The organism is Dellaglioa sp. CoH-56-MRSF-10, from assembly GCF_056782175.1.
In genome coordinates this window covers 345,726-369,406 of the sequence record NZ_JBXAYF010000001.1, presented here as the reverse complement: position 1 = coordinate 369,406, position 23,681 = coordinate 345,726, and the positions used below count along the sequence as shown (strand labels likewise).

At 33.3% G+C, this 23,681-nt stretch carries 24 protein-coding genes; 6 read left to right on the top strand and 18 right to left on the bottom strand.

Annotated elements, in window-relative coordinates; translation table 11 throughout:
- Window positions 1-18: 18 nt before the first annotated feature.
- Window positions 19-912, bottom strand: coding sequence for a zinc metalloprotease HtpX (gene htpX / locus AC1RP4_RS01705; RefSeq protein WP_409021596.1), 894 nt, complete (start codon window positions 910-912; stop codon window positions 19-21).
- Between the two features lie 18 nt (window positions 913-930).
- Window positions 931-1,488 carry a LemA family protein gene (locus AC1RP4_RS01700; RefSeq protein WP_409021597.1) on the bottom strand — a complete coding sequence of 186 codons (558 nt, stop codon included), beginning with the start codon at window positions 1,486-1,488 and terminating at the stop codon, window positions 931-933.
- 189 nt (window positions 1,489-1,677) lie between these two features.
- Between AC1RP4_RS01700 and AC1RP4_RS01695 the strand changes: the two genes are divergently transcribed.
- Window positions 1,678-2,142 (top strand): low molecular weight protein-tyrosine-phosphatase, encoded by a 465-nt coding sequence (locus AC1RP4_RS01695; protein ID WP_481760864.1) that lies wholly within the window; start codon window positions 1,678-1,680, stop codon window positions 2,140-2,142.
- A 40-nt stretch (window positions 2,143-2,182) separates the two neighbouring features.
- On the opposite strand, the gene AC1RP4_RS01690 is transcribed toward AC1RP4_RS01695, so the two are convergent.
- A complete protein-coding gene (locus AC1RP4_RS01690; protein WP_481760865.1) occupies window positions 2,183-2,893 on the bottom strand; it encodes a class A sortase in 711 nt (236 codons plus the stop codon).
- 107 nt (window positions 2,894-3,000) lie between these two features.
- Between AC1RP4_RS01690 and AC1RP4_RS01685 the strand changes: the two genes are divergently transcribed.
- Window positions 3,001-4,236 (top strand): multidrug efflux MFS transporter, encoded by a 1,236-nt coding sequence (locus tag AC1RP4_RS01685; RefSeq protein WP_481760866.1) that lies wholly within the window; start codon window positions 3,001-3,003, stop codon window positions 4,234-4,236.
- A gap of 85 nt (window positions 4,237-4,321) precedes the next feature.
- Here AC1RP4_RS01685 and AC1RP4_RS01680 read toward each other — a convergent pair whose 3' ends face one another.
- From AC1RP4_RS01680 to AC1RP4_RS01645, 8 genes are all read right to left on the bottom strand, one after another.
- A complete protein-coding gene (locus tag AC1RP4_RS01680; RefSeq protein ID WP_409021601.1) occupies window positions 4,322-4,585 on the bottom strand; it encodes a type B 50S ribosomal protein L31 in 264 nt (87 codons plus the stop codon).
- A gap of 106 nt (window positions 4,586-4,691) precedes the next feature.
- Window positions 4,692-5,957 carry a transcription termination factor Rho gene (gene rho, locus AC1RP4_RS01675; RefSeq protein WP_409021602.1) on the bottom strand — a complete coding sequence of 422 codons (1,266 nt, stop codon included), beginning with the start codon at window positions 5,955-5,957 and terminating at the stop codon, window positions 4,692-4,694.
- Window positions 5,958-5,965: 8 nt separating this feature from the next.
- Complete coding sequence (locus AC1RP4_RS01670; RefSeq protein ID WP_481760867.1) at window positions 5,966-7,231, bottom strand: UDP-N-acetylglucosamine 1-carboxyvinyltransferase; 1,266 nt, start codon at window positions 7,229-7,231, stop codon at window positions 5,966-5,968.
- 124 nt (window positions 7,232-7,355) lie between these two features.
- Window positions 7,356-8,249: an RluA family pseudouridine synthase gene (locus AC1RP4_RS01665; protein ID WP_481760868.1), complete on the bottom strand. Its 894-nt coding sequence runs from the start codon at window positions 8,247-8,249 to the stop codon at window positions 7,356-7,358.
- Between the two features lie 242 nt (window positions 8,250-8,491).
- Window positions 8,492-9,787, bottom strand: coding sequence for a helix-turn-helix domain-containing protein (locus tag AC1RP4_RS01660; RefSeq protein ID WP_481760869.1), 1,296 nt, complete (start codon window positions 9,785-9,787; stop codon window positions 8,492-8,494).
- Window positions 9,788-9,823: 36 nt separating this feature from the next.
- Entirely contained in the window at window positions 9,824-9,973 is a 150-nt protein-coding gene (locus AC1RP4_RS01655) for a hypothetical protein (protein ID WP_481760870.1), read from the bottom strand.
- Window positions 9,974-10,162: 189 nt separating this feature from the next.
- The gene (galT, locus tag AC1RP4_RS01650; protein WP_481760871.1) at window positions 10,163-11,647 is read right to left on the bottom strand and encodes a UDP-glucose--hexose-1-phosphate uridylyltransferase; all 1,485 of its coding nucleotides are present in this window, start codon (window positions 11,645-11,647) and stop codon (window positions 10,163-10,165) included.
- A gap of 24 nt (window positions 11,648-11,671) precedes the next feature.
- Window positions 11,672-12,838 carry a galactokinase gene (locus tag AC1RP4_RS01645; protein ID WP_481760872.1) on the bottom strand — a complete coding sequence of 389 codons (1,167 nt, stop codon included), beginning with the start codon at window positions 12,836-12,838 and terminating at the stop codon, window positions 11,672-11,674.
- 126 nt (window positions 12,839-12,964) lie between these two features.
- On the opposite strand from AC1RP4_RS01645, the gene AC1RP4_RS01640 reads away from it, so the two are divergent.
- Window positions 12,965-13,957 carry a LacI family DNA-binding transcriptional regulator gene (locus tag AC1RP4_RS01640; protein ID WP_481760873.1) on the top strand — a complete coding sequence of 331 codons (993 nt, stop codon included), beginning with the start codon at window positions 12,965-12,967 and terminating at the stop codon, window positions 13,955-13,957.
- Between the two features lie 43 nt (window positions 13,958-14,000).
- Here AC1RP4_RS01640 and AC1RP4_RS01635 read toward each other — a convergent pair whose 3' ends face one another.
- A complete protein-coding gene (locus AC1RP4_RS01635) occupies window positions 14,001-14,855 on the bottom strand; it encodes a hypothetical protein (protein ID WP_481760874.1) in 855 nt (284 codons plus the stop codon).
- A gap of 189 nt (window positions 14,856-15,044) precedes the next feature.
- Between AC1RP4_RS01635 and AC1RP4_RS01630 the strand changes: the two genes are divergently transcribed.
- Window positions 15,045-15,869, top strand: coding sequence for a helix-turn-helix domain-containing protein (locus AC1RP4_RS01630; protein ID WP_481760875.1), 825 nt, complete (start codon window positions 15,045-15,047; stop codon window positions 15,867-15,869).
- A 77-nt stretch (window positions 15,870-15,946) separates the two neighbouring features.
- Entirely contained in the window at window positions 15,947-16,363 is a 417-nt protein-coding gene (locus AC1RP4_RS01625; RefSeq protein ID WP_481760876.1) for a hypothetical protein, read from the top strand.
- A 313-nt stretch (window positions 16,364-16,676) separates the two neighbouring features.
- Here AC1RP4_RS01625 and AC1RP4_RS01620 read toward each other — a convergent pair whose 3' ends face one another.
- The 6 genes from AC1RP4_RS01620 to AC1RP4_RS01595 form a co-directional block, all read right to left on the bottom strand.
- Window positions 16,677-17,303 (bottom strand): hypothetical protein, encoded by a 627-nt coding sequence (locus AC1RP4_RS01620; RefSeq protein ID WP_481760877.1) that lies wholly within the window; start codon window positions 17,301-17,303, stop codon window positions 16,677-16,679.
- Window positions 17,304-17,307: 4 nt separating this feature from the next.
- The gene (locus tag AC1RP4_RS01615) at window positions 17,308-18,036 is read right to left on the bottom strand and encodes a DapH/DapD/GlmU-related protein (protein ID WP_481760878.1); all 729 of its coding nucleotides are present in this window, start codon (window positions 18,034-18,036) and stop codon (window positions 17,308-17,310) included.
- On the bottom strand, window positions 18,026-18,910 hold the full coding sequence (locus AC1RP4_RS01610; protein WP_481760879.1) for a glycosyltransferase: 885 nt from the start codon (window positions 18,908-18,910) through the stop codon (window positions 18,026-18,028). Before AC1RP4_RS01610 ends, AC1RP4_RS01615 begins: the two co-directional genes overlap by 11 nt.
- Window positions 18,897-20,147 carry a PTS sugar transporter subunit IIC gene (locus tag AC1RP4_RS01605; RefSeq protein ID WP_481760880.1) on the bottom strand — a complete coding sequence of 417 codons (1,251 nt, stop codon included), beginning with the start codon at window positions 20,145-20,147 and terminating at the stop codon, window positions 18,897-18,899. The genes AC1RP4_RS01610 and AC1RP4_RS01605 overlap by 14 nt, the downstream gene beginning before the upstream one ends.
- A complete protein-coding gene (locus AC1RP4_RS01600; RefSeq protein WP_481760881.1) occupies window positions 20,148-20,870 on the bottom strand; it encodes an HAD-IIB family hydrolase in 723 nt (240 codons plus the stop codon).
- 573 nt (window positions 20,871-21,443) lie between these two features.
- Entirely contained in the window at window positions 21,444-22,163 is a 720-nt protein-coding gene (locus AC1RP4_RS01595) for a GntR family transcriptional regulator (RefSeq protein ID WP_481760882.1), read from the bottom strand.
- Window positions 22,164-22,325: 162 nt separating this feature from the next.
- On the opposite strand from AC1RP4_RS01595, the gene AC1RP4_RS01590 reads away from it, so the two are divergent.
- Window positions 22,326-23,675 carry a PTS sugar transporter subunit IIC gene (locus AC1RP4_RS01590; RefSeq protein ID WP_481760883.1) on the top strand — a complete coding sequence of 450 codons (1,350 nt, stop codon included), beginning with the start codon at window positions 22,326-22,328 and terminating at the stop codon, window positions 23,673-23,675.
- Window positions 23,676-23,681: the final 6 nt, after the last annotated feature.

The following is a 23,681-nucleotide window of genomic DNA, read 5'->3' as shown; positions in this document are numbered from 1 at the left end:
CCCATTTTATAAAATAGTTTACATTGCTTCTAATCTTTCAATTCTATCTTCCATCGGTGGATGTGTTTGAAATAATCCAGTTGTTTTTTTCTTCAATGGATTTGAAATATAAAGTGCCGCACTACTTGGATCGGCACGTTCCATTGGTTTACTATCAGAAATTTTTTCCAACGCATGGATTAGTCCTTGCGGATTACGCGTTAATTCAACAGCAGAAGCATCAGCCAAATATTCTCTGTTTCGAGAAAGTGCAAGCTGAGCAATTGTTGCTGCAATTGGTCCTAAAATAACCAATAATAATGATAAAATCATCAAAATAATTTCTAATGATCCGCCACCTTCTCGATCATCACTTCGACGGCGACCTCCGCCCCACCAAAATGAGTTCATTCCAATATTTACTAATAATGAAATTGCTGCCGATAATGCTAATGCAATTGTTGATAATCGAATATCGTAGTTGCGTACATGCGAAATTTCATGCGCCATAACGCCTTCTAATTCTTCACGATTTAATCGATTGATTAAGCCACTTGTTGCAGCAACTGCCGCGTGTTCTGGATTATTTCCCGTTGCAAACGCATTAGGACTATCATCTTCAATAATAAACACTTTTGGCATTGGAACTTGGCCCACAATCGCCATATCTTCAACAACATGCCATAATTCAGGTGCATCATCGACTGATTTTATTTCAGTTGCATGATTCATACTCATGACAACGCTAGTTGATTGTGAAATCATCAATCCCATATAAACAACTGCAATGACAACAGCCATAAGTAGTCCAGAAACAGCACTATTGAAAAAAACATAGCCAACGGCACTACCAATCGCAACCATCAATAAAACAAAACCAATTAAAACATAAACTGTTTTGCGCTTATTTCGCGCGATTTGATCATATAGCATTAGTTATCTCCTAACTGTTTAATCAAATGAAACGTTGGGTACAGCTTTTTCAGCTTCAGGGACTTCAAGATATTCTACTTTTGTAAAATGATGAATTCCGGCAACAATGTTACTTGGAAATGATTGAATTTTTGCATTTAAACTTGCAGCAGTTGAGTTAAATAGTTGACGTGAATAAGAAATTTTATTTTCTGTATTTGATAGTTCTTCCATTAACTTAGTGAATTCTGTGTTAGCTTTTAAATCTGGGTAACTTTCAGATAACGCAAAAATACTTTTCAATGATTGACTCAATTGATTAGAAACTTCCATTGTTGTTTCATGTGCATCCGTTGGTACTTGTGTTAATTGATTACGTAATTCAACTACTTTAGCAAATGTTTCTTTTTCGTGAGTTGCATATCCCTTAACAGTTGAAACTAAGTTAGGAATTAAATCATTACGACGTTTTAATTGGACGTCAATTTGACTCCATGATTCCTCAGTCCGGATTTTTGCTTTTACTAAACCATTGTAGCCGCTAATGTACATAATAACTAAAAGTACTACGATAACTCCGATAATAATCATTGCCATAATTTTCAGTCTCCTCTTTAAATATAAAGTGTCTTATTTTAGTTTCTATTCTTAATTATCATACCAAAGTTAGACCCTTTTAGAAAGCAATTAAGCTAACGGTTACACCAATTTATCTAACTAGTTTTAATAATGTGATTATTATGGCATAATAGCATTATTAAGAAATTTGTAAAGGGGATTATTAACATGAATGTATTATTTGTATGTATGGGAAATATTTGCCGATCACCAATGGCTGAAGCAATGTTACGAGACGATTTAGCTAAGTTAAACCTTTCTGACCAAGTAACTGTTGATTCTGCTGGCACAAGTTCTTCACAAGAAGGAAATGGCGCCCATGAAGGGACTATTACTAAACTTGTTGAACATCAGATTCCAACAGATGGCTTAATCTCACGTCCGGTTAGTTACTTAGATTTCATTAATAGTGATTTAATTATTGCAATGGATGATATCAATGTTGAGCGTCTTGAAAAAGCTGCACCTGCATCTAAAAAAGAAAAAATCGTTAACTTCCTTTCAATTGTTCCCGGTAAAGAAAAAGAATCTGTTCCTGATCCATGGATTACTGGTGACTTTGACGAAACTTATAACTTAATTAGTCTTGGAATGCCTTACTGGATTGATTATATTAAAGCACAAATTAAATAATAAAAATGACCACAAATTTTAAAATTTGTGGTCATTTTTATTATTTATTATTATGAATCATTTTAAAATACTTTTGAACTGTTTTTGGTGCAGCATTGTATGTCCAATCTTTAACATACTCACCTTGGACCATCAAACGTCCGGCACCCGTATCATCACAAGTAATTAATGTGACTAATTTTTCTCCGGGTACATCATCAATAACTTGAACGTCTGTTGCTTTGATATATTTCATTTTAGATGTTTCATACTCATAAATCTTTTTAGCATCTGTTAAATAGATTTTTTGGCCAATTTTCATGCTAACTAATGGACTAAACAATAAATCCTTTCGAATCATATGATGTCCAGCAAGTGCATAATTACCCTCGCCCATTTTTTGGTTTTCCTTTAAAGTTCCAGCAGCAAGTGCCAAGGTATCAGTGCTAACGCCTTTAGCAATCGGCAAGTTCATTGAGACATCCGGAATACTAATTTCTCCAAGTAAAACCAAATTTTTTTCATTTGCTTTTGCTTTCACGACATCTGCCGTATTCAAACTCTTAACTTCACTAAAATCAAAGGATGCTTTTTTATTTTTATTTTTATCGACTAATTCTGAATTAATGGTTGGGTCTGTTAGTCCAACAATAAAGTTTTTAATTTGTTCATTGAATACTAGCGAAAGCCCCACCAATAACAATAGTATTAATAATATAGTTGTTAGCCATTTTTTCCAACGACTTTTTTTAGCTGCTTTATTTTTTTCCATTAATAACCCCCACTTTCGCTTAACAACTATTTTACCATATAACTTTTATCCTTGTTTAGTGTTATGATTATAATTATCAAAAAATATCTTTAGGGGGACTGTTTAATTTGTTGACTTCACTAAAATCAACATTTTTTCGTTCTAGACAACCTTGGGAACAAAATTTATTTGTTTTATGGTTTGGTACGTTCATGGCTGGCGTGGCATTTAGTTTAATTATGCCATTTATGTCACTTTATATTGATACGTTAGGTGACTTCACCAAAACCGAATTAAATTTTTATAGCGGCATTACCTATTCATCTACATTTTTAATTACCGCCATTGTTTCCCCACTATGGGGTCGTTTAGCTGATCGAAAAGGTCGTAAATTAATGATTTTAAGAGCTTCATTCGGAATGGCCATTGTTTTAGGCCTGATGGGGCTTGTCAGTAACGTTTACCAATTAATTGCGTTACGTTTATTACAAGGTGTCTTTTCTGGTTATATTAGTAACTCACAGGCACTGATTGCAACAGAGACACCCAAGCGGCAAAGTGGTAAAGCACTCGGTATTTTAGTTACCGGTAGTGTTACTGGTACTTTATTTGGACCACTAATCGGTGGCGCAATAGCTGGGGTCTTCGGCTATCGTATTACCTTCTTCATTACTGCTGCGATTTTGCTAATTGTTTTCTTACTTAGTTATTTCTTTGTACATGAACATTTTACGCCTGTTGAAAAAGGTGAAATGCAAACGTCAAAAGAAATCTTCAAGAAATTACATCATCCTAAATTAATTATCGGGATGTTTGTCACTACCTTAATCATTCAAGCATCAAATTATTCCATTAGTCCTATTCTAAGCTTATACGTTCGAGAACTCTTACATAACGTTGGAAATGTTACCTTTATCAGTGGGTGTGTGGCTTCTATTCCAGGAATAGCAACGCTAATTGCTGCGCCTCGCTTAGGAGTACTAGGCGATAAAATTGGAACAGAACGTATTTTAAAAATTGCACTTACTGTCGCAATTTTCATTTTTATTCCAATGGCATTAGTGACTAATGTTTGGCAACTTGGCGGCTTACGTTTCTTAATTGGGATTACGGATGCCGCAATGTTACCTGCAGTTCAAACAATTCTAACAAAAAATACACCGGCAGAATTCACAGGTCGAGTGTTCAGTTACAATCAATCATTCCAAGCCATGGGATCAGTCGTTGGTCCTATGATTGGCTCTACCGTTTCTGGCGTATTCGATTACAAAGGTGTCTTTATTTCTACCGCTATTTTAGTTGGTATTAATCTCATCTGGGTTCTCTACGTCACAAAAGGGATGTATTCACGAAAAGCTGAATAGTAACGTTCAATCTAGTTGAACGTTACTATTTTTTTGTATAAAAAAAGGAAGAAGCTTATTGGCTTCTTCCTTTTCGAAATAGTTCTTATTTTGCAGCGTTTGCGTCTGTAAGACCATATTTCTTGTTGAAACGATCCACACGGCCATCGGCTTGAGTGAATTTTTGACGTCCAGTATAGAATGGATGTGAATCCGATGAAATTTCGACACGAATCAATGGGTATGATTTGCCATCTTCCATTTCAATTGTTTCTTCTGAATGTTTTGTTGAACCTGAGATAAATTTGTAACCTGAAGTAGTATCCATAAATACAACTTCATGGTAATCTGGATGGATTTCTTTTTTCATAAGTAAGTATTCTCCTTTGCCCTAATCCATCTGCTGAATTAGAGTTATTCTTTATATTACAACATGCACAATCTTATCACGAATTAACTCGTTTTACAATTAAATTTTATTTACTTGTTTTTGTTAACTCTTTTAAAAATTCAGCATTATTTTTTGTTTTCTTCATTTTTTGGATAACACGTTCCGTAGCACCTAGTGAATCGCCTGTCATCATCTTTCGAATCTGCCATAGTTCTTCAATTGTTTGCTTAGATAATAATAATTCTTCTTTACGTGTACTTGATTTTTTTAAATCGACAGCAGGGAAGATACGGCGTTCAGCAAGCTCTCTTGAGAGTTGTAATTCCATATTACCGGTTCCTTTGAACTCTTCATAAATCACATCATCCATTCGGCTACCCGTATCAACCAAAGCAGTTCCTAATATTGTCAGGCTTCCACCTTCTTCAATATTACGTGCAGCACCAAAGAATTTTTTAGGTCGATAAAATGCTGCTGGATCAATCCCACCTGATAACGTCCGTCCGCTTGGCGGAATCGTTAAATTATACGCTCTAGCCAAGCGAGTAACTGAATCCATTAAAATAACAACATCTTGCTTATCTTCAACTAATCGCATTGCACGTTCTAAAACAAGTTCAGAAACACGCGCATGGTTCTCTGGTTGTTGATCGAATGTTGACGATACAACATCACCTTTAATTGATCGTTCTAAATCAGTCACTTCTTCAGGTCGTTCATCAATTAATAGTACGATTAATTTTACATCGGGATGATTTTCTGCGATTCCTTGAGCAATCTCTTTAAGTAAAGTTGTTTTCCCAGCTTTAGGTGGTGCCACGATTAAACCACGTTGACCAAATCCAATAGGAGCAAATAAATCAGTTAATCTCGTTGAAAGATTTTGACTAGTTGTTTCTAAAGTTAATTGTCGATTAGGATATAAGGGCGTCAGTGCAGGAAAATGTGGACGTTCCTTTGCTTCTTCTGGATTTTTACCATTAACTGTATCAACGTGCATTAACCCATAATAACGTTCATTAGGCTTTGGTGGTCGTGCTTTACCTCCGACTAAATCCCCATTTCTTAAATTAAATCGCTTAATTTGTGAGGCAGAAATATAAATGTCCTCTTGTGATGGGCCGTAGTTAATTGGACGCAAAAAACCGAATCCATCCTGATTGGGAACAATGTCTAAGACACCTTCCATCAAAATGAATCCTTGTTGTTTTGCTTGAGCCCTTAGAATTGCCAAAGACAATTCTTTTTTATTCATTTGGCTATAATATTGTATTTTATATTCTTGGGCATAGCCATAAATTTCTTTAAGCGTCTTGTCTTTTAATTCACCCATCGTTAAGAAGTCGCTCATTTAATCACCTAATCTTCATCAATAATTTCTACATCAGCAGATAAATTTGTCATTTTTTGTACAACGCAATCATAACCACGTAAAATATTATCGGCTTTCTCAATGACAGTCGTACCATTAGTCATTAAAGCAACTTCAAGTAATGCAGCACCTGCACGAATTTCATCTGCATAAACAGTTTGGCCTGTTAATTCAGTTGATTGATTGATTCGAATAATGCCATCTTTTGATTCAATCTTAACACCCATTCGTTGCATTTCTGGAATGTGCTTAATCCGTTCAGGATAAAGTGTATCAATAATACGACTCTCACCTGTAGCCTTGAGCATAACGGCAGTAATTGGTTGTTGCAAGTCAGTTGCAAACCCAGGATATGGTGAAGTTGTCACTTCAATTGGGATAATTTTATCGCCACCAGGAACAAAAATACTATCTTCATTCACTTGGAAAGTAACGCCCATTTCACTAAGTTTAGCTAAAAATGAATCTAAATGTTCAGTAATAACATTCTTAATTAAAACGCCCTCACCCATTGCAGCAGCAAGTGAGATATAAGTACCAGCTTCAATACGATCTGGAATAATCGTATGCGTATTAACAGCTTTTAAGCTATCAACACCTTGAATTCTGATTTCACCAGTCCCCGCACCACGAATATGAGCACCCATATTATTCAAGAATGTTGCAATATCAATGGTTTCAGGTTCTTTTGCAGCATTTTCAATGATTGTGGTTCCTTTTGCACGGACAGCAGCCAATAAAATGTTAATTGTTGCACCCACTGAAACAAGGTCCATAAAAATACGGGCTCCCTTTAATCCTTCAGGGCCACTCGTAATAATCACTGCGTCTTCTTCTTCGATAACTTCAGCGCCAAGAGCTTTAAATCCCTTGATGTGTTGATCAATCGGACGTGGTCCAATATTATCACCACCAGGAAATCCAACAACTGCACGACCGAACCGACCTAATAAGGCACCCATAAAGTAATAAGAAGCTCTTAAACTTTTAATGGCACCACCAGGTAAAGGTTCATCCTTAATCATCGTAGGATCTACCATTAAGTTACCAGCGTTAAATTCAGACTTAACATTCATTTGATCTAAAATTTTCATTAAATTATGTACATCTAAAATATCGGGGACACTGTCAAAATGCACAGGTGTATCCGCAAGAATAGCTGCAGGAATCAATGCAACAGTACTATTCTTAGCACCACCGATTATTACTTCGCCAGACAGTTTTTTACCGCCTCTAATAATCATCTTTTTCATTTATTATTTCCTCACTTAAAAGTGCTTTCACAAATTGATTATAACTATATTAATAATAAAGAAAAAGTTCACGAAATACAATAGATATTCGCCACTTTATCCAAATATACAATCTTGCCTGATACTATTTTAATAATTGAGCCATATCAGCTGGGAGTTCTGATTCAAAAGCTAATTTTTTACCCGTAAATGGATCTTCAAAGCTTAATTTAGCAGCATGTAATGCCTGTCTATCAATACCTTTGTCCATCGGGCCATCATATAACGCATCCCCAACCAAAGCATGATGAATAAAATCAAAATGTACACGAATTTGATGTGTTCGGCCCGTAACTAACTTCACATCAACTAATGTGTAGTCTGGAAATCTCGTTACAACTTTATAAGTTGTTTCTGAGGCTTTTCCTTCAGCCATAACAGAACGACGAATTTCGCCTTCCTTTTTACCAATTGGTTCTTTAATATCTCCTTGATCACTTTTAACGTCACCTGCAACAATTGCTAAGTATGATTTTTCTAACTGACCATTACTTAATTGAGCAGCAATCAAACTATGTGCAAATCCATGCTTAGCTAATAAAACAAGTCCACTTGTAAAACGGTCTAAACGCGTAATAACATGTGGCACGAAACTACTTGAATGAGTTGCAATCAAATGGCCTTTAACACGGTTAACCAATGTTGTATCTTCATTAGATGGGCCTGGCACGGTTACCATACCAGCTGGCTTATCGACTACTAACCAGTTTTCATCTTCAAAGACGATATTTAATGGTTCATCACTTGCATGTATGGCATCGTTATCTGGTTCTTCTGGCAACGTCAAAATAACTTCATCACCATCAATCAGTTGATAATCCCAATATTCATTCTTTTTGTTAACTCGAACTTGTCCCTCGCCTTGTTTAATTCTGGCGATTAATCGTTTACTAACGCCAACCTCAATTAAAAATTTTTTTAAACTAATTGTGCCTTCACCATTGTTTGTTAGCGTAAATTGCATGTCATTATCCTTCATTTCTCGTCATAACGTTTATTCTCTATCTTATCACACTTGGTAGCCTATAAAAAAAGGCGATTATAATCGTTAAATTATAATCGTCTTTTTTTATTTTGTAATAAATAAATGTTTGCCCAATTCGATACTGTTTAATGCTTCAAAAGAAATCCCCCACGAATATCTCTTGTTAGTTCTCTATAATATAGAGTATACCGAATGATTCATGGGTTGTACTATCAAAAAAAAAACTAGAAACATTTTTACTGATAGTGTTTTCTATTCACGTTTAACAGTCGTTTCCCCATCTCTGGCATATCATTATCAAGTCCTAATGCAGTGATAATATACTTATCAAATGCATTGTTTTTATAATTTTTATTCATGAAATTAGTAACCACCATATCATATCGTTGACTAGAATCATAAATACTGACATTAACGCGTAAATTAATATTTAAATCTTGACTCATATTTCTGACAAATAATTCTTTAATTCGCTCGTTTGCATTTAAATCAACCCCAACTGTTAACATGGTTTCTTTTTCTAACAATCTAGCGCTAAAAATTTCGACCATTTTATTAATAAATGGCTGCCTGTATCGCTTATAGAAATCAGACCATTTTTTAGCTAATAATGGACTGTCGATTAATTCATCCATGGCAATCTCAACATGACGTCGAACTGAATGATTTGAATATTTTTTTCGATAACTATTCATCATGTAAGTTCCCACGGCATCCATCGTTCCATGAAAACAAAATGCTTCAGTACAAATTGGGTACAATGATTTACTAACATTTTCACCGATAATTTTAACATCTAATTTAGATTCAAATCCTTGTTCCAAATATTTAACAGCTTGTTGAAGTTTGGTGTTATTTGTGTGATTAATTGCAATAAAATCGCGGGACAAGTAAGCACTTGAAGGAACTGAAACAAAAGCAGTTGTCCAAGCGTAAAGTAGGGCGCTCTCAAAATGAACATCAATTTTATTTGAGAACTTAATATAAATATCTTGCATCTTTTCTTCAACTTGGTTAAATAGTGAATTATTTGCAATCATATCTGCTAAATCATCAGAAATCACCCAATTATCACGATCTTTTCGCATCATTCGATGAACACTGACCTTCATCCAAATTCTAGTCCTCATTAAATTACTATCATTCACATTGAAGTTAAAATATGTTTCAAATACTTTAATGTATTCAAGAATGACGCCCGCTTCTATCGTATCATTATAGTTAAAATCTGTCGCTAGAAATAGTGAATAGTAAAAAAATCTAATTTGTAATTCAGAACCAACTACCTCACCATGTGCAATTTTAATCTGAAATTCAGACAACAAATTATTAAGTTGCTTAATTCTTCTGAAGATAGATGATTCACTAACATTTAAACTAAGACTCAAATTTTCAATACTGCTATTTTCATCATAATAGAATGCCATTAAAATTTGGTAATTAATAGACTCTTTCACATACCGATAAACCGTTTCGTAAAAATTAATTTTGCCTTTACCTATAAATTGAATGTTATTCTTTTTTATGATCATATAGGGTTCATCACCTGAATTGAATTCGCCATCCAATTACTCTAGTGCAACTCGCAAAGCTGTATTTGAAACATTTAATCGATTACAGATTACTTTTCTTGATAACCCATGTTCATTTAATGATAGCAATTCAATAATTTCACATATTAAAAACTCTGGTCGATCCAGAATATCTTTTTTGTACATTTATTCCTCCGAGAATTCTCATAATTACCAGCATGTCAACTTTAGTAAGAATATTATATATTTTATTTTAACACAAAACATTAAAAAGAGAATTTTCTAACACTATCTTAACAATTATCGTTAACCAGTTAGTTTCTATTTGATTTCTAAATAAAAAAGATTAACTTAAATAAGTTAATCTTTTTACGTTTAAACTTGTTTAATAAACTTAACGAATGCTTGTTGGCCGTGGTCATCTTGTTTATAAACCCCAGCATCTTCAAGAACACGCATAAAGACTTTTCCAACTTCGTTTTGTACGAGCTCACTAACCGTCTCTTTAGAAATCATCGAATTATCACGCTTAATTTCATCAGCCCAAGTTTTATGATAAGCCGCCATGACATTTGGTTGATCTGTTAGATACTTCTCAACCTCTGTTATTTCAGTTTTCAAACGAGGTGGTAAAATAGCTAATCCCATAACTTCAATCAAGCCAATGTTTTCTTTTTTAATATGTTGAACATCAGCATGTGGATGATAAATACCATCTGGAAATTCATCAGATGTTTGATTATCTCGCAAGACTAAATCCAATTCATAACGACCGTCACGCATTCGAGAAATTGGCGTCACAGTATGATGTGGCGTACCGTCAGCATCTTTTGCCAAAATTTGTGCATCGGCATCACTATATTCTTGCCAAGACGTTAAAATTTTTGCTGCTAAATCAGCTAATCGTTCTGGATTTTCACCATTTAAACGAATGACTGACATTGGCCAGTTCACAATACCTGCTTGAATGTCATCAAATCCTGCAAATTGCATTGTTTGACTCATTTCTGCCTTTGCCATTGGAAAATCATGACGTCCACCTTGATAGTGTTCATGCGTTAAAATTGAGCCACCTACAATTGGTAAATCTGCATTACTTCCCGCAAAATAGCCCGGGAATTTTTTAACAATTTGAAGTAAATCTGAAAATGTCGTTTTGTTAATTACCATAGGTTCATGCTTTTCATCTAAGAAAATTGAATGTTCATTGAAGTAAGCATAAGGCGAATATTGAAAGCCCCATGTTGCATCCCCCAAATCAAATCGTACAATCCGATGATTGCGACGAGCTGGGAAATCTAGTCTTCCAGCATAGCCTTCATTTTCCATACATAATTGGCATTTAGGATAACCCGTTTGTTTCATTGTTTTAGCTAAAGCAATTTGCTTTGGATCTTTTTCAGGTTTAGATAAATTAATGGTGATTTCTAAATCACCATAATTTGTTGGTACCTGATAAGCAATGTTTTTCGCAATAGCCGCAACTTTGATGTAATCGTTAGCCTGACTTAATTCATAAAAATAAGCCAAAGCTTTCTCTGGGTCTTTTGCGTATAAATCCCAGAAATGTTTATTCACGTGACTTGGAATTGGTGTGACCAGATCCATTAATTTAGCACCAAGAATATCTTGCTCCGCGATTAGAGCACTGATTTTCTCGTTTTTGATTGCTAAATTAAGTAGCTCGTCTTTAACAGCAATTATTGTGTCAGAAACTGGTTCAGTTACTTCTATCTCTGATTCACCAACCAAATCTAAAACGACGTTTACTAAATAAATTTTATCATCTGTCGAATAAGTCGTTGGATCAAACTGAATAACTTTATCGACGAATTTTGAAATTAATTGTTTAGAATCCATGTTTTTCCCTCTATCTCTTTATGCTTAATCTAATTTTTTAGCGCCATCAGCAATTTCTGCTAAATAGAAACTTGGTGCATAACCGATTTTTTCTTCGTAGATACGACCCACTTCACTTTCAAATGCGTCAACTTTGTCTTTAGCAACAATGGCAATTGCACAACCACCAAAACCAGCACCAGTCATTCGAGCACCTAGTACTCCTGGTTGTTCCCATGCTGTTTCAACAAGTGTATCAAGTTCAATACCCGTTACTTCATAATCAAATTGTAATGAAACATGTGAAGCGTTAACTAATTTACCAAAACGTACTAAATCTTCATTTTTCAAAGCTTCTTGAGCCATAATCGTCCGTTGGTTTTCTGAAACTGCATGACGCGCACGTTTTAGAAGGTTTTCTTTTTGGATTAAGTATGTTTGTAAATCAAAGCTAGCATTGTCCAAATCACCTAATGATTTAATATCATTTTTCTCTTGTAATAATGCTAATGCTGCTTCACATTCACTACGTCGTTCATTATATTTAGAATCTGCTAATTCGCGACGTTTATTTGTATTCATAATAATAATAACGTTGTCTTTTAAATCAATTGGTACTAAATCGTAATCTAGTGTATTTGTATCCAGTAAGATAGCATGATTTGCTTTACTCATACCGACTGCAAATTGATCCATAATTCCTGAATTAACACCGATAAATTTATTTTCTACCATGACACCTGTTTTAACAAGATCAACACGATCAATGTCTAAATTAAATTGATCTTCTAAAATAACACCCATCAATAATTCAATTGATGCAGATGATGATAAACCAGCACCATTTGGAATGTTACCTTCAAGTAAAATATCTAATCCTTTATCAATAACATAACCTTGCTCTTTCAAGTAAACAATCATCCCTTTTGGATAATTAGCCCAGTTATGTTCTTTTTGATATGATAAATCACTTAAATCAAATGAGACAACGCCATTATCTTTAAAGTTATTTGACATGATATTAATTGTTGTATCATCACGTTTTGTTGCAACTGCATATGTGCCTAATGTAATTGCTGTTGGGAAAACATGTCCACCATTGTAATCAGTATGTTCCCCAATTAAGTTGATACGACCTGGTGAGAAGTAACTTGCATTTGCGTCCACACCGTAAACATCTTTAAATTCGCTCTTTAATTCATTAATTTTCATTATATTTTCCTCCAATTTATTAACCGCTTTCATTTTACTAAATATTTACTAAAATTACAATCTTTTTACGACATTCTTTTTATTATGGTAAACTGATACACATAACCAATCAATCAGGAGGTAGTCATGGCAACACTTAAAGACATTGCACAGTTGGCAAAAGTTTCTAATGCAACTGTTTCTCGCGTGTTAAATTACGATCAAACATTATCCGTTGGCGACGATACACGTAAACGAATCTTTGAAGCAGCTGAAAGTTTAAATTATTCAAAAAATAAAAAGAAATCCAGTACACCTCAAGGTAAGATTGCTATTATCGAATGGTATACAGAAAAAGAAGAATTAGATGACCTGTATTACCTTTCAATTCGAATTGGTATCGAACGTAAATTAATTGAACTCGGTTATGAAATTACACGTTTTTTCCAAAATGATCAATTTAGCGCCTTGACTGATACTCTTGGTGCTATTGTTATCGGTAAATACAGTGCAGCACAAATAGCCGGATTTAAAGAACTAAATTCTAATTTAGTTTTTGTTGATATGAACACACTAAATTTTGGTATTAGTTGCGTCATGACTGATTTCAAAACGCCAGTTACAACCGTTATTGACCATTTTAAAAAACAAAATTTAACTAAAATTGGCATGATTGCAGGACAAGAAAGTACATTTGATGATGTCAATTTAGGCCCAGATTCCCGCTTCACTCACTTTAAAAATCACTTAGAACGTACTAGCAACTACCATCCCGAATGGGTTTATACAGGCGATTTCACGCCAGAATCAGGTTATCAATTAACCTTGAAATTATTAAATGATCAATCAGATAATTTACCAGAAGCGTTGTTTATTGCAAATGACGCAATGGCTGTCGGTGCATTACGTGCATTAAATGAAATATCAATTAAAGTGCCTGAACAAATCAGTTTAATTAGTTTTAATGACACATCTATTGCTGAATATACTTTCCCAACGCTTAGTTCAGTTAAAGTTTATACAGAAAAAATGGGTCAATCTGCTGCAGAACTATTAGTCAATCAAATGTCGATGACTGAAATTATCCCTCAGATTATTACCATTGGAACAACCTTAACACTTAGGAATAGTTCCAAATAAAAACAACTGGTATTCAGAAATTAATCTGAACATCAGTTGCTTTTTATTTTTTATTACGACCAATTAACCAGAATACTAGACCAACAGCAAGTAAAATTAAACTACCCACTAACATGGTATTAAATGTGTCACTGATATAATTATTCACAATATCAGTAAAAACAGAAGCTTTACTAGACACAATACCAATTAGGCCACTGTACAAGGCAATTGCAGAACCAATTGAAACTAGAACACCACTCCAGATTGCACTGAATCCGACGTATTTAAGCGGTATAAAGAATGCCCGATTAATAGCCAGTAAGAGTAGCGCAAAAATAACAGAAGCTATTAAACTATACATAAAGGCTGTTTGGACTATTACTTTTACCGAACTAACTGTACTAGCAATTTTTGAAAGATATGGCGTTTGGATATTATTCGTCAAATATTCACTTAAATTACTTTTAAAAGTTGCGACAATCCCATCAATTTTAGCGCTAACCAACGGATTTGATGTGTCCGTTTTTTTCATAACGTTGCTAGCAACTTGATTGGTAATCTCAGTTGGATTGATGACAGTTTGTTTTCCAGCATATACGTTACTAAAACTATTTTTCGCAATGTTAGTAACTTGTTGATTCGTTAAAGCATCTTTAACAGCTGACGTTGGCACATCATTTAATGTCGCAATACTTGAAATACCATCATTCATCTGTCGTGTCACAAGTGTCACGTTCGAATCTGTTAAAATTTTTTCTTCAGTATAAGTTTGATTCAAAACGGTTATTTTTAAGACACTTGTCACAAATAGTACGATTAAACTAAGGCTCAAGAAGAAAGATATCCAGCCGTTTAGACCTTTATGGTTGTCTATCTGATAGGTCTCAGTATGTTGCTTTTGGAATTCTGCACGCATGATTCTATCCCCTTTTGTTAATTCTCAAATTATTTAAATTTTAACATTCAATTGTAGGTTAATTGTACGCGACATGATTGAAAAATGGTAGTTTGATTTATTAATCATGAAATTTTATCATTATGCCCCATTATGTTATTATCCCAGTAATTACTGTTTAACTTTTTCAAACTAGAAAGAGGTTATATCATGCCTAATAGCTTAGGATTAATTTTAAAAGAAACTCGCCAATCGCTACACTTAACTCAAAAAGAAGTTTCCAAAGATATTTGTGCGCAATCGATGCTTAGTGCTATTGAAAATAATAAATACATACCTAATGCACAGCTCTTAATCCAACTATGTCATAAATTATCGATTACTTTAGACCAAATAAGTCTTCTGGAAAATTTTGATATCAGTTCAGAAAATGAATTCAATGAACGTGTATCTAAGTTATGTAATCAACACCAATACAAAGAGTTACTCCAGTTTCTAAATAAAGAAACGGTTACCAATAATTTAAAAACGGATAAGCAACTTCAGGCATACTATTATTATATCGGTATTGCAACTCTACATACTGAAAATAAATTGATTGCTACCGAAAAATATATTAAGTTGTCCCTTGCTTCCAGTAATAAAATTCTGCCAGATACCCTTACCCGACTTGGTACCGTCTCTTTGGCCTTTATATATGCAAAGCAAAATTTACAAAATAAGGCTGAGAAATATATTGATCAGACTTTTATGGACTTTAATAAATTATTTTATGAAGAAAATCAAAATATTTTATTCTATTTGACAGCACTTATTTATTTTAAGCTCAATAATTTAACAATGTCTCTTAATTGGATAAACAAGTCTGTTAAATTCGCTACTGATCATAACTCACACTATATGTTAGCCAACTCTTTTTATTTAATGGCTCAAATTGCAAAAAGAGCAGAAGATAAAGATAATTTTTTAGCCGCTACTGAAAAGCAACAGCTACTAACTGGCCTTTTTAATGAACAAATTTATAAAAATATTTAGAATATCAGAATACTGATTTTTAATTTTTACTCAAATTGGATAGGATGAAGTCATCAAATAAAAGGAGGTTTCATCCTATGGAAAAACCACTATTTTCAAATGTTATTTCAATCAAATCAAGTAAAGAAAAAATCGCGTTGTTTTTAAAAAATCCGGAAACTTTACTGAAATGGATACCTGATATTATTCAGGTACAGCCAATTGACAACAATAAATTCAATATTCACAGAACAGATTCTGCTTTGAATAAAAATGAGGAAATTTCTGTTAGTTCAGAAAATGATACAATCTACTATGAAAGTACCGGAGGAAAACTCGAATACACTCTAATTTTTAATTTGACTAGTAAAAATGCAACAACATTATTAGAAGAAAATTTTTACTTGTCTGAAAATGATCATTCACATTTACCATTAAAATTACTCATGCCAATCGCTAAACATGCCTTTAATTCAAACTTACAAAGCTTTAAACGAATAATTGAAAACAACTAAAAAAGAGATTCCTGCAAGGAGTATGGCTAATTTTTGTTACTTCTTGGTAGCTTGTAAAATTAATCCGAACGCTGTTCGGACAAAAAAGGTCAGCTTCCTTTAAAATGGTGTTTACCACAAACACACTTTCTAGGAACTGATCTTTTGTCTAGTATAACCTAATCTGAACGAATTAAAATTGAAACTTTCTGTGAGTTAGAACTATCTAATTCTGAAATGACCATCATTTAAACCGTTCACCAGGTTTCAAATTATAGTTGCAGCGCCTTAATGATTTCAACTTTTTTAAACTATATAATATAGATTTTTGTTTCTAAAAATCGTTATAAAAAACAAATTTAACACCATCATAGCTGCCTTTCAAGAGAAAAATTTCAAATTCTTTTACACAAACGTTAATATATTGTTCTACATCCTCTTTTTTAAGTAAACCTGGAAAGTCTTCGATAGACATATCATCAAAATCAGCATCCAAGTCTTCAATAATTTCACTAATATCACGATCAATTATTTCGTTGACCCCAGTCGATAAGTATTTGTTATTTTTCAAAGTTACCAGTTTATATTGTTTTATCAGAATACCATTATAATAGTGAAAGTCTAAATAGAATCTTCGTAGCGCTTCATCCTTACTATAACTCATGTTTTCTAAAATATATTTTTTATAAACAGTTTTTAGCCAAATATCATCAGATATAAGATGAAGATAATATCCTAGTTGAAACGTATTCAAACATGTTCCATACTCCTCTAGAAACATGTTTGGAAACATATCATGTTCTCCATCTTCGCGTTTCACCATAAAGTGCGTAAGCTCTTTGGGTGTTCTCGAATTTTTGTTAACATCTGGAGTAATACTTCCAATTAAAAAATCATTTCCAAACCCATGCTTATTATTTATTACTTGTGCAATTGATAAATGCATTATTCTTGATCCCATTTGTCTAACATCCTTTTTTTACTGTGTGAGTATAATAATCTTGTAAGTATAATTTACTGTCATTTGCATAAAAACCCTCTTTAATCATGAGATGTGGCAACGCAACACAATTTTTCCCCATTGTAACACCTGGATATGTCATAGTGTAAGCTCCAATGCGACAGTGATCACCTATAATGGCTCCAAATTTTGAACTTGTTTTTAAATATGTTTTATCATCGAAAAAAATTTTTTTTGTTTTATGCCATCCAGTCGCGTCAATTTCATCATACAAGTTAAAGCTGGAAGTCGACGCATAAGCTGAAAAGTTTACATCACTTCCAATAAAAGACCGCGTTATTGTATTAAAGTGTGCAATATGCGTATCATCCAGAATCACACTATTAATAATCTCCGAGGAATGCCCAATTATAGTATTTTCCCCAATATAACAGCCACCTCGAATAAATGCACTTTTCCCAATCAATGCATTGTCTTTGATGACTGCTGGGCCTTTGATGTAAGCAAACCCCTGAATAATAACATTTTCACCGATATACACATTCCCCTCAATAATTGCACTCTTTGATATTTGGCTACTATTTGCAGTGTATGAATGATTTAATCTAGTTAGATCCACATAATTAAAATTATCCAAAAAATCAACAACAGTTTGCTTCAACATACCATTACGCAATCTCTCATCATTAACGTCTATAAAATTGTGTAAATCAACAACGTTCTTAGTTTTCATTATTTCCACCAGCTTTACTCAACTCTCCATTTAATAATTCCGTTTTAGTTCCAATCCAAGTTCTAATTGAGCTTAAACCATATTTATTGAACATATATTTTCTTTTCCTTAGCGTATATTTTTTAGCTTCTTCGGTGCTTACTGTATTTTTATTTTTTTCATGTGGATAGTGAACTGCAATCGCAGATCTATCAAGGATAAATCTAATATGATGCACAAATGCGTTAATAGCGAAATCTGCATCCTCTCCACCATAAGTTGTGTAAGCCTCATCGAATCCTCCGATTCTTTGATAGGCATCTTTTGATATTCCAATATTACATGACCAACCAATTACCCATGGTGCTGGCCACTTAGACAAATCATCTCCCATTGACTGGTATACTGATTCACGGCGATCATACGCATTTAAATTCAATAATACTTGAATCGTGCCATCGACATCCGCCGCATTAAAGTTATCAATAATTGCCTGTTTATATTTATCATGATCATCAAATCCCGCAACATAACCAATCACAAAACTATTTTCATTATTTACTAAAATTCTATGGTACTCACTCACAAATGTACTACAAACTGCAATACCAGCATCAATAAATACGAGATATTTACCCCCAGAGATATTTGCTCCAGCATTTCTCGCTTCAGAAACCTTAAATCCATTATCCGACTGATAATAGTACTTAATATTCAGTGATGTCTCAAATGCCTTAACAATTGAGATTGTTTCTTCAGACGATCCATCATCGACAACTATTACTTCAAAAGTCGTATTATTCAGTTTTTGTTTAAGTAGTGACTGCAAACTAATTTCAAGTAATTTATTCCGATTGTAGGTTGGAATGATTACGGATATATCAAAATTTTCCATTACTATGCGCTCCCTTTAAGACTAACTTAGTGCTATTATTTTCGTACAGCTTTAAAAACGGTGTGTAAACAACAAAAGACATAATGATAATTACGATTTGAAACACAACATATTTATAACTTCCTAGCAAAAAGCCTGAAATTAATGGTGGTGTTATCCACGGAAGAATGACACCGTTAAACGGCGGAATAACTCCATATAGAATACAAAGATATAAAGACATTCCGGTAATAACTGGAATAAAAATGAACGGTACTACCATGTATGGATTCAATACAATTGGTAGTCCAAAAACTATTGGTTCGTTAATATTAAATAAACAAGGTACAAAAGCACCTAATCCTAGCTTGCGATTACCTGACTCTTTTGAAAAAATAATCATTGATAGAATAAGCCCTATACTAATACCGCTTCCTGTCATAGTAATAAATTGATTTAAAAACTGTTGAGTTACTATATGCGCTCCATTCACTATTGTTAGATTATGGTGTGCTGCTATAATCGACTGGTTTTCAATAGTATTTGTCAATAAAATCGGTGTTATTACTCCACCAATAACGGAATTACCGTGAATGCCAAAAAACCAAAAAACTGAAATCAATGCCGAGATAGAAATCACACCAAAAAACGTGTCCGATAAGTTTTGTAAAGGAAGCTGCAAAAGAGTATAAATAGTCTCTACGAAGGTTCTTTTTATGATAAATTGAAATACAAATTGAACGACACCTATAACAATAAAACAACAAAACATCGGAATTAAAGACTCAAAAGCTATTCCAACATTACTCGGTAAATCTTTAAAAACTTTATTTCCAATCCTTAAGTTAACAATCTTTTCAAAGAAAATAGGGATGAGTATTCCGATTAACATCGCTGCAATAATCCCCTTGCTTCCAATCCAATCAATGGTTATATTCTTTACTATTTTTACATTTTCTGCTCCACAAAGAACTAAAAATGAAATTAGTGCGGTAATAGTTGTTTCTAGTTTTAATTTTTCGTTTTTAGTCATCGAAAAAGCAATTCCTAAACAACTTACTACACCTAAAATGTTGAACGAAAAAGTAATCAATCGATTCATTAAGACTTTCAAATCGGGATTAATATCAAATTGTACAAGAATAATGAAAATAGAACTTACAATTGTAATGGGGATGGTATATATCATCCCATCTTTGATTCCAGTCAAAATTCTGGAATTGAAGAAACGATTAGTTGCCGATGTAAGCGATTTCATTTATTCTACTTCTTTCTTCACATAATTACTTATATCACTGTATACATTTATTAAATATCTAGCAGCAGTCTTGACAGGCAACGGACTATCATTATAAGTAAATGACTTATTAATGCTTTGAAGCATTGTTATATCATTATAATCATCTCCGACAGAATACACATTATTAATATTTACTTTTTTTATGTTAACCAACCAATTAATTGCAGTACTCTTATCAATACCCACACGCGTAATGTCTAAGTATTTTCCATTGCGATTGAAATTCAATATTCTTTTCGTTGCTATTTTCTCACTTATAGCATTGATAATTTTAGTACTTGCTACGACAGTAATTGAACAAATATTATCCGAGCTAGGATTTAATTTATCGAAACTACGTAATTCATTGTCACTACTTGAAATCATAATTCGTTCGATTGAACTCAAGTATTTATTAATTATTTCTTTTATCGCATTGATCTGCTCCCCGTTCAGATAGAATGCTTTAATAATCTGACCTCTACTATCAATTACTATTGAGCCATTTGATGCTAGAGCGTAGTTAAACTCAGGTAGACCATATTTTTCTTTCGCATTGACTATCGATTTTGGAGATCTTCCGGTGGCCACAACAAAGAGATCATTTTCTTTGTTGTGTTTCGCAATAGTCTCTCTTGTATTCTTATCTACAAAGTCACCTCTCAAAATCGTTCCATCAAAATCACTAACTAGCATATTCATTTAATCACCCCTACATATTATTTCCGCGAACCAAATCTTTTTAACCCCCATATCATTTTTACTCCTACACAGTTCGCTACACCCACATTATTTACCTAATGTCTAGATATTTCAAGGGAATTTTTTTATATATGTTATTTTGAGATTTTGAATCAGTATTAAATAACCACTCGGTTCAATTTTAATACCGCTCAGATTTAAAGATTAACTGATTATTCTTTTAAAAAGGGCTCTTTGTCAACTGGTGTTGGTGGCGGAATACTAAGGTATTTGTCGAAAGACAGATGCCTTTTCTTATGCAAAATTAATTCAATTCGGGTAAAGAAATGCTGGTTATTTTTGAATCCATAACAATTACGTTTAAGGTAGATTGTGAAAAACTATAATCGTTTTCTATTTCTTCTTGTCTTATTATCATTGTTGCATCCTCCTTTCCATACTTTATTTATTACTTCAACACATATCGCGTATTGTCCCACAATATCACTGCTAGTTACGATCACAAACTACTCTACTTTATGCTATCCTATTTTAAAATCGGTTAAAAAAAAGTATATTGCAGGAATCTCTTTTTTAGTTGTTTTTATTTAAATGAACATCTAAGACAAATTTATTATGATTGCTCACAAATCTTGACGTCGAATATTCAAAGGCGCGGCCTTTTTGATCATAAGCGATTTGATCAATTACAAAAATTGGACTATCCAAGGAAACTTCTAAAACTTGACTAGTTTCTTTGTTTGCTGGTTCAGCATAAACCACTCGTCTTGCATCTGTTAACTGTAAGTTCGCGTGACTCCCTAAATAGTCATACACGGATCCTGATAATACCTTTTCATCGATAGGCGCAATTGAGACCGGCATCACTGAGTGCTCAAAACTATAGACCTTTTTATTAATCAATCTAACCCTTTTAATTTCATAAACTGGATCATTAGATAATATTTGTAGATTTTTTTGTTCTATTTCTGTTGGTAATCGGGCATTAAAATGTATTAATTTACTTGATATTTTTTGATCTCGATGTGAATATGTGACACCAACAGGTAAATCTAGAGGCAACATCTCCGTAGATTGACTATCCATTCTTGGTCGCACATACGTCCCTGACCCTTGCTTACTATAAACTAATCCTTCATCAATTAGTAAATTTAATGATTTTTTTAACGTTAATCTAGAAACTTGGTATTTTTCGGTTAATATTTCTTGAGTTGGCAGTAAAGCCCCGGCACGATAATGATTTGTTAAAATATCTCGTTTAATATCTGAGTATATTTCTCGATATCTGTACATTTGTCTACCTCATTTCTATACATTTGTATATACATATTATATTATATAATTTAATTTGTAAACACGTTTCATTTAAATATGTATTTACAAATTAAAAAGATGTTGTTATACTTTGTTTATAGAAAGCGCTTTCTATAAACAAAATTAAAAGGAGTCTTTATTATGCATTTTAACTTAGAAAAAATCCAGGGGCCACTCTTAAAAGTTTCAGCATGGGTTGAAAGAAATACCATTTTACAAGCTATTAAGAATGCCTTTGTTAGAACAATTCCGTTTACTGTTGTCGGATCATTCTCAAATCTAATCAAAATGGAACTTGATGCATTAATTAAAGCAAAAGATATTCATAATGTCATTTTAACAAGTATTAGTGACTTATTCGGCTACATTGGTACTGCTACTCTTGGTATTGTTGCACTAATCGTTGTTTTTTCATCAGCATACTCGTATGCAATGGAATTAAAAAAGGACGAAAAAAATAAAGGTTTAAATCCAATTATTGCCACATTATTGGCATTCGCAGCATACTTCGTCATGATTCCTAATAACGTTAACTTTTTGGATAGCAAAGCTAAAGTTGTTGAAGGTTTTTCAACTTCATTCTTTAGTTATGAAGGTATGTTTACAGCCTTAATTGTTGGAATGCTTGCCGTTTCGTTGTTCGCTCGATTCGCAAGAAGTAAGTTCACGATTAAAATGCCTGGTAACGTACCACAAAATGTTTTCGATTCATTTTTCTCATTAATTCCAATTTCCGAAGTACTTATTATTTTTGGTATCGTAAGAATTACAATACAGTCACTTGGCTATGTTTCATTAGTACAAATGATTGCTGATATTGTTATCTCACCAATGTTAAGCGTTGGTGTTGGGCTTCCAGCTATTATTATTGTTATTTTATTAGAACAAATCCTTTGGTTCCTTGGTTTACATGGTTTCAATATCGTCTGGGGCGTTATTTCAGCCTTCTGGTTACCACTATTCCTTAAAAACGTTGCAAAATTTGCTGAAACTCAAAGTTTTGCTGATATTTCAATTTCACCTAATACAATGACAAATGTTTACGCCATGATTGGTGGTTCTGGTGCAACATTTGGTTTAATTATTGCAATGCTGATTTTCACAAATAAAGGTGAAAAAGAGCGAGAAGTTGCAAAACTAGGTTTCATTCCAAGTTGTTTTGGTATTAATGAACCTGTTATTTTCGGTTTACCTATTGTTTTAAATCCACTAATGTTCATTCCATGGATTGTTGTACCTGTCACAAATGCAATTATTGCATATGTTGTAACTTCAATCGGTTGGGTTGTACCTCTTGTAGTTTTAAATTCTGGTAATGAACCTATTTTCATTAGCACTTGGGTATTAGGTGCATTCCATCTAAGCCCAGTCGTTTTAACTGCTGTTTTAGTTGTCTTAGATACTGCACTATATGCTCCATTTGTTATTATCAACCAACGCCATGAACGTGCAGAAGCAAGAAAATTGGATGCAGACATGGTTACAGAATAATCTGAA

Coding starts and splice junctions, on each gene's coding strand:
- AC1RP4_RS01645 (WP_481760872.1), bottom strand. CDS start 12,838: ATGAAAATTAATGAATTAAAGAGCGAATTTAAAGATGTTTACGGTGTG.
- AC1RP4_RS01615 (WP_481760878.1), bottom strand. CDS start 18,036: ATGAAAACTAAGAACGTTGTTGATTTACACAATTTTATAGACGTTAAT.
- AC1RP4_RS01690 (WP_481760865.1), bottom strand. CDS start 2,893: ATGGAAAAAAATAAAGCAGCTAAAAAAAGTCGTTGGAAAAAATGGCTA.
- htpX (WP_409021596.1), bottom strand. CDS start 912: ATGCTATATGATCAAATCGCGCGAAATAAGCGCAAAACAGTTTATGTT.
- AC1RP4_RS01695 (WP_481760864.1), top strand. CDS start 1,678: ATGAATGTATTATTTGTATGTATGGGAAATATTTGCCGATCACCAATG.
- AC1RP4_RS01640 (WP_481760873.1), top strand. CDS start 12,965: ATGGCAACACTTAAAGACATTGCACAGTTGGCAAAAGTTTCTAATGCA.
- AC1RP4_RS01610 (WP_481760879.1), bottom strand. CDS start 18,910: ATGGAAAATTTTGATATATCCGTAATCATTCCAACCTACAATCGGAAT.
- AC1RP4_RS01680 (WP_409021601.1), bottom strand. CDS start 4,585: ATGAAAAAAGAAATCCATCCAGATTACCATGAAGTTGTATTTATGGAT.
- AC1RP4_RS01625 (WP_481760876.1), top strand. CDS start 15,947: ATGGAAAAACCACTATTTTCAAATGTTATTTCAATCAAATCAAGTAAA.
- AC1RP4_RS01590 (WP_481760883.1), top strand. CDS start 22,326: ATGCATTTTAACTTAGAAAAAATCCAGGGGCCACTCTTAAAAGTTTCA.
- AC1RP4_RS01605 (WP_481760880.1), bottom strand. CDS start 20,147: ATGAAATCGCTTACATCGGCAACTAATCGTTTCTTCAATTCCAGAATT.
- AC1RP4_RS01595 (WP_481760882.1), bottom strand. CDS start 22,163: ATGTACAGATATCGAGAAATATACTCAGATATTAAACGAGATATTTTA.
- AC1RP4_RS01655 (WP_481760870.1), bottom strand. CDS start 9,973: ATGTACAAAAAAGATATTCTGGATCGACCAGAGTTTTTAATATGTGAA.
- AC1RP4_RS01620 (WP_481760877.1), bottom strand. CDS start 17,303: ATGGGATCAAGAATAATGCATTTATCAATTGCACAAGTAATAAATAAT.
- AC1RP4_RS01600 (WP_481760881.1), bottom strand. CDS start 20,870: ATGAATATGCTAGTTAGTGATTTTGATGGAACGATTTTGAGAGGTGAC.
- AC1RP4_RS01665 (WP_481760868.1), bottom strand. CDS start 8,249: ATGAAGGATAATGACATGCAATTTACGCTAACAAACAATGGTGAAGGC.
- AC1RP4_RS01700 (WP_409021597.1), bottom strand. CDS start 1,488: ATGGCAATGATTATTATCGGAGTTATCGTAGTACTTTTAGTTATTATG.
- AC1RP4_RS01670 (WP_481760867.1), bottom strand. CDS start 7,231: ATGAAAAAGATGATTATTAGAGGCGGTAAAAAACTGTCTGGCGAAGTA.
- AC1RP4_RS01660 (WP_481760869.1), bottom strand. CDS start 9,787: ATGATCATAAAAAAGAATAACATTCAATTTATAGGTAAAGGCAAAATT.
- AC1RP4_RS01635 (WP_481760874.1), bottom strand. CDS start 14,855: ATGCGTGCAGAATTCCAAAAGCAACATACTGAGACCTATCAGATAGAC.
- AC1RP4_RS01630 (WP_481760875.1), top strand. CDS start 15,045: ATGCCTAATAGCTTAGGATTAATTTTAAAAGAAACTCGCCAATCGCTA.
- rho (WP_409021602.1), bottom strand. CDS start 5,957: ATGAGCGACTTCTTAACGATGGGTGAATTAAAAGACAAGACGCTTAAA.
- galT (WP_481760871.1), bottom strand. CDS start 11,647: ATGGATTCTAAACAATTAATTTCAAAATTCGTCGATAAAGTTATTCAG.